The 4,961-nt window shown below is 63.9% G+C and carries 5 protein-coding genes; 3 read left to right on the plus strand and 2 right to left on the minus strand.

Annotation, left to right across the window (positions count from 1 at the left end; all coding sequences use genetic code 11):
- Positions 1-259 precede the first annotated feature (259 nt).
- A complete protein-coding gene (locus tag N5J71_RS21985) occupies positions 260-682 on the plus strand; it encodes a hypothetical protein (RefSeq protein ID WP_279917648.1) in 423 nt (140 codons plus the stop codon).
- Between the two features lie 7 nt (positions 683-689).
- On the opposite strand, the gene N5J71_RS21990 is transcribed toward N5J71_RS21985, so the two are convergent.
- Positions 690-1,610: a LysR family transcriptional regulator gene (locus N5J71_RS21990; protein ID WP_279917649.1), complete on the minus strand. Its 921-nt coding sequence runs from the start codon at positions 1,608-1,610 to the stop codon at positions 690-692.
- Positions 1,611-1,707: 97 nt separating this feature from the next.
- On the opposite strand from N5J71_RS21990, the gene N5J71_RS21995 reads away from it, so the two are divergent.
- Entirely contained in the window at positions 1,708-3,495 is a 1,788-nt protein-coding gene (locus N5J71_RS21995; RefSeq protein ID WP_279534577.1) for an alkyl/aryl-sulfatase, read from the plus strand.
- A 144-nt stretch (positions 3,496-3,639) separates the two neighbouring features.
- Positions 3,640-3,885, plus strand: coding sequence for a DUF1145 domain-containing protein (locus N5J71_RS22000; RefSeq protein ID WP_125874925.1), 246 nt, complete (start codon positions 3,640-3,642; stop codon positions 3,883-3,885).
- Between the two features lie 99 nt (positions 3,886-3,984).
- Here the strand turns inward: N5J71_RS22000 and mmsB are convergent, their stop codons facing one another.
- Positions 3,985-4,869, minus strand: coding sequence for a 3-hydroxyisobutyrate dehydrogenase (gene mmsB, locus N5J71_RS22005; RefSeq protein ID WP_279917650.1), 885 nt, complete (start codon positions 4,867-4,869; stop codon positions 3,985-3,987).
- Between the last annotated feature and the right edge of the window lie 92 nt (positions 4,870-4,961).

The following is a 4,961-nucleotide window of genomic DNA, read 5'->3' on the forward strand; positions in this document are numbered from 1 at the left end:
AGCAACAGACCCTAGTCGGCCATTACGATTCGCTACCACTGACGATCCTGTGCATGGATCGGCTTTCCGCGGCGCTGAGCAAGCGAATGCCATGCCAGCGACAGGCCGATTGTCCTGTGCGCTTGTGGTTTTGCGCCGTCGGTCACAGCCGACGAAATGAATCGCACCTGTTGCGGGCGGCGCTGTCTGATGCCTCAGGGATCACCATCCCGGAGGCCGACATCGGTCGGCGTCGTCCCAGCGGTCACAGGAGGCCGCCATGCCCTACAAGATGCTGTTTTCCGCCTTGCTCTTGATGCTTTCCGGTTGCGCCGTTTATGGCGATGGCTACGACCGTGGTTATCACAACGGCCATGGCTACCGTTACCACGACGGTTACCGGCGCGATTACTACCCGCCGCCACGCTACTACTACGAGGAGCGTCGGCATAATTACTACCCGGCTCCTCCGCGCTACGTACCGGCGCCGCCGCCGCGTCATCACTACGGTTACGATCGCCGTTATCGCGACAGCTACAAGCACCAGCAGCCGCGACATGACTATCGCCGCGACCAGCGTCGTCAGGAGCATCGCGGCGGGCAGATTCAGCGCGGCTGGGAGGCAGGCCGCAACACGCAGCATCGTTTCTCCAACGGGCGCAGCAATAACGAACATCGTCGTAGCGGCGAGCGGCGCTGGTAAGCCTCTCTCAATCCGCCGCGTGCCCGGCGCGCGGCGTCTGTTCATCCACCAGGCGAATCGCTGTAACCATGGCCTGCGCCGCTGGCGACAGGCTGTGGCCTGCGCGGCTGACCAGGCCATAGGCCGAATGCTGATGCAGGCCCTGGGGCAACAGTGGTAGCAGAGCAAGCTGACCGCTGTGAAGTTCGTCGGCGATCACGTCCCAGGGCGCCATGCTCAGCACATCGCTGTCGGCCACCAGGCGCTTGAGCACCAGGAAATTGTCGCATTGCACGCTCAACGGTTGCGCTCGCCCGCTGGCCTGACCCAGGCTGCGCTCGACCACCTGTGGCAGCTGTGTGCCGGCGAGGGGAAAGTCGAGCAGGTCACGCAGCTGCAGGTTGCGCCGCTGCAGCAGCGGATGAGCCGGGCGGCAGAACAGCACGCCCTCGTGCACGCGCAGTGGTTCGATGTGCAACTGAGTGTCGTCCTGCAATTCGCGGATATCGGCGACGAACAGCTCGATGGCCGAGTCCAGCAGGCTGTCGCGCAGTTCCAGCCAGTTGGCGATGTCCAGTTTCACCTGCACCCGCGGATAACGCTGCAACAACTGCCCGAGCGCCTGCGGTATCAGGCGCGCGGCCGGGTAGGGGCCGGCGCCTAGGCGCAGTTCGCCGGCCTCCAGATTGCCCAGCTGATTGACCGCATTGCTCAGCGCCAGGCTACCGGCAAGCAGGCGGCGTGCGTGCTCCAGCACCAGGCGGCCATGGGCGGTGAGGTTGACGCCACGGCTGTGGCGGTCCACCAGGGTGCAGCCGAGCTGGCTTTCCAGTGCCTGGATGCTGCGGCTAAGCGCCGGCTGGCTGAGGTGCACGGCCGCTGCCGCGCGGGCGAAATGTTGATGTTCGGCGAGGGCGACGAAGTGGCGGAGCTGGCGTAGGTCGTTCATGCGCTTCCTGCATTAGTTTTTCTATTCGAATGCATTGGAATTATCGGTCGGCCTTTGCCAACCTGCCAGTACTCCAACAACAAGACCTTCCAACACCATGAGCCCATTCTCTCGCTTCAGCGGCCTGTTGCTGGCCGCCGCCCTGCCATTGAGCGCCTATGCCGAGCTGCCAGCCGAGCGTATCGAGGCCAGTATCAACGCCGAACTGGCTGCCCACACCAAGGTGTTCGCCCAGCAGCTCTACCGCGTCGCCGACAACGTCTATTCGGCGGTCGGCTGGCAATTGGGCAACGTGGTGATGATCGAGGCGCCGCAGGGATTGATCATCGTCGACACCGGCGAGTCGGTCAGCGAGTCGCGCAAGATCATGGCCGAGTTCCGCAAGCTCACCGACAAGCCGGTCAAGGCGGTGGTCTACACCCACTTTCATCCGGATCACATCAACGGTGTGCAGGCGTTCGTCAGCCGCGAGCAGGTGGAGCGCGGCGAGGTGCAGATCTTCGCCCATGAGACCCTGTTGCAGAATGTGGTGGCGCAGGGCGCGCTGGTCGGACCGATTCTCGGCGTGCGTTCGGCGTACAGCTTCGGTTCCTTCCTGCCGGCCAGCGATCAGGAGGGTATGAACGGTGGCATCGGCCCGTTGGTCAGGCCCGAGCCGTCGTCCTTCATCGCGCCAACCGTGACCTTTGACGAGCGCCTGGACACCACTATCGCCGGCCTCGATGTGCAGTTTTTACACGTGCCGAGCGAGGCGCCGGACGAGATCACTCTGTATCTGCCGGCCAACCGTGTGCTGATCAGCGCCGAGGTTGATCAGGGCCCGACACTGCCGAACATCCACACGCTGCGCGGCACCAAGTTCCGCGATCCGGTGCAGTGGGTCGAGAGCCTGGACAAGCTGCGCGCCTACCAGGCCGAGCATATGGTGCCGCTGCATGGTCGGCCCGTCAGCGGCCAGGACAAGGTCGAGGAAGTGCTGCGCATGACCCGCGATGGCATCGCCTACATTCACGACCAGACCGTGCGTTGGATGAACAAGGGACTGACGCCCGATGAGTTGGTGGAGAAGGTCAAACTGCCGCCGCATCTGGCCGGCTACACGCCCTACCTGCGCGAGTACTACGGCACGGTGAAGCACAGCGTGCGGCAGATCTACAACGGTTACCTGGGCTGGTTCCAGGGTGACCCGGTGGACCTTGATCCGACGCCGCCACTGCAGCAGGCCGAGCGCCTGATCGCCCTCTCCGGCGGCCGTGAAAAACTGCTGCTGGAAGCCGGCAATGCCTACCTCAAGGGCGACTACCAGTGGGCTGCCGAATTGTCCGGCTATGCCATTCGCGTCGACCACGAAGACATGCTGGCGCGCGAGATCAAGGCGCGCAGCTTCCGCAAATTGGGCTATGCCAGCATGAACATCAACTGGCGCAACTGGTACCTGATGAGCGCCATGGAACTGGAGGGCAAGCTCGACGGCGACGTCATTCGCCAGCGCTCGGTGGAGATGCGCAAGGTCTTTCTCTCACCGGACATGGTGCGCAGCTTCACCCCGCAGAGTTTCCTGCAGAACTGGGTGAGTCGCATTGATCCGGAGAAGGCCGGCGATGTCGAGTTGACCCTGGGCTTCAGCTTCCCCGACGTGGACGAGCAATGGGCGCTGGAGGTTCGGCGCGGTGTCGCGCAGCTGCACAGGGGCATTCCCGAAGGCACCGCGTTGCGCCTGAGCATGGACAAGCGCTTCATGGAAACCCTGTTGACTGGTGAGGGTGGCCTGGTCAAGGGCGCGCTGCTCGGCGACGTGAAGGTCGACGGCAACCTGCTGGAGATCCGTCGCTTCCTCAATTGCTTCGACTTCAGCGACGAAGCCTTCGGCCTGACCCTGCGTTAGCCCTCGGTTCGAAGCGGCAAGATCGGCGTTGTGTTTGCCATTCGCCGCGGGGCGCGGCTCCTACAGGGCGTTCCCATCGAAAGAAGGGCGGTCTCCTGCCAACCGCCCGGTCACACTTCAGGTTCGTCCATTCGGAGGCTCACGATGAACCTGCTGTCTTTCGCCAAAGGCGCCCTGGCCATGTTCTGGCTGGTGGCGCTGCTCAATCTGCTCTACCCCTTCGCCACCCCGCTTGGCGGTTGGGTCAACTGGGCTGCGCTGCTGCTATTGCTGGCGCACGTCGGTGAGCTGTTGCTGTTTCGCGCGCGTCTGCAGGGGTTGCCCGCGCAATGGTGGCAACGCCTGCAGGTACTGCTGTTCGGCATGCTCCATCTACAACGCTTGCGTTGAACTGTGAGGCCGAGCAGCTGGGGTGTGGCAATTCCTGTAGGAGCCGGCTTGCCGGCGATCCGTTCGAGACACCGCCAGCAAGCTGGCTCCTACAGGACTCTATTCCACGAATAATTGCTGCACCACCGAGAAGTCCTGCTTGCCCTTGCCCTGTTTGAGCAGCAGGCGGTAGAGCTGTAGTGCCAAGGCACCCATCGGTGTGCTGTTGCCACTGTGGCTGGCGGTTTCCTGGGCCAGGCCGAGGTCCTTGGCCATCAGCTCGGCCATGAAACCGCCGCTGTAGCCCTTGGAGGCCGGGGCGTTCTCCATCACCCCGGGCCAGGGGTTGTATTTCTCCAGCGTCCAGTTGCCACCCGAGCTCTGCCGCATGATCTCGGCCAGTACCGCCGGCTCCAGGCCGTTGGCCACGCCCATGGCCATGGCTTCGGCAGTGGCGATCATCTGCACGGCGAGCACCTGGTTGTTGCACACCTTGGCCACCTGGCCGGCGCCGTCCGGCCCGGCGTGGAAGATGTTCTTGCCCATGGCGGCGAGGATCGGCCGGGCTTTCTCCAGTGCTTGGGCTTCGCCGCCGACCATGAAGGTCAGGGTGCCGGCAGCAGCGCCAGCCGTGCCGCCGGATACTGGTGCATCGAGCAGAGCGATACCGCGCTCGCGGGCGGCGGCGTGCACCTTGCGCGCGGACTCCGGGGCGATGGTCGAGCACTCGATCACCAGCGTGCCAGCGGGCAGCCGCGCAAGCAGGCCCTCATCGCCCAGGTACAAGCCTTCCACATGACGGCTGGCCGGCAACATGCTGATCACTACCTGTGCCTGATCGATGGCGTCGGTTGCGCTATCGGCCGCCACGGCACCTTCGCCAGCCAGCGTGTCGACGGCGCTGCGCACCAGGTCGAAGACTGTCAGCGGATAGCCCGCCCTGAGCAGGTTACGGGCCATGGGCAGGCCCATGTGGCCGAGGCCGATAAAGGCGGTTTGGGTCATGGCAGCTTTCCTTTCTATTGGGCGCTTCGCGCATCGATTGTCATTGTTCGAGGATTGCGTGTGAGCTCTCCCGGAGTGCATCCGGGGTATAT

The sequence above is a fragment of the Ectopseudomonas oleovorans genome (genome assembly GCF_029845265.1).
GTDB classification, from domain to species: domain Bacteria; phylum Pseudomonadota; class Gammaproteobacteria; order Pseudomonadales; family Pseudomonadaceae; genus Aquipseudomonas; species Aquipseudomonas oleovorans.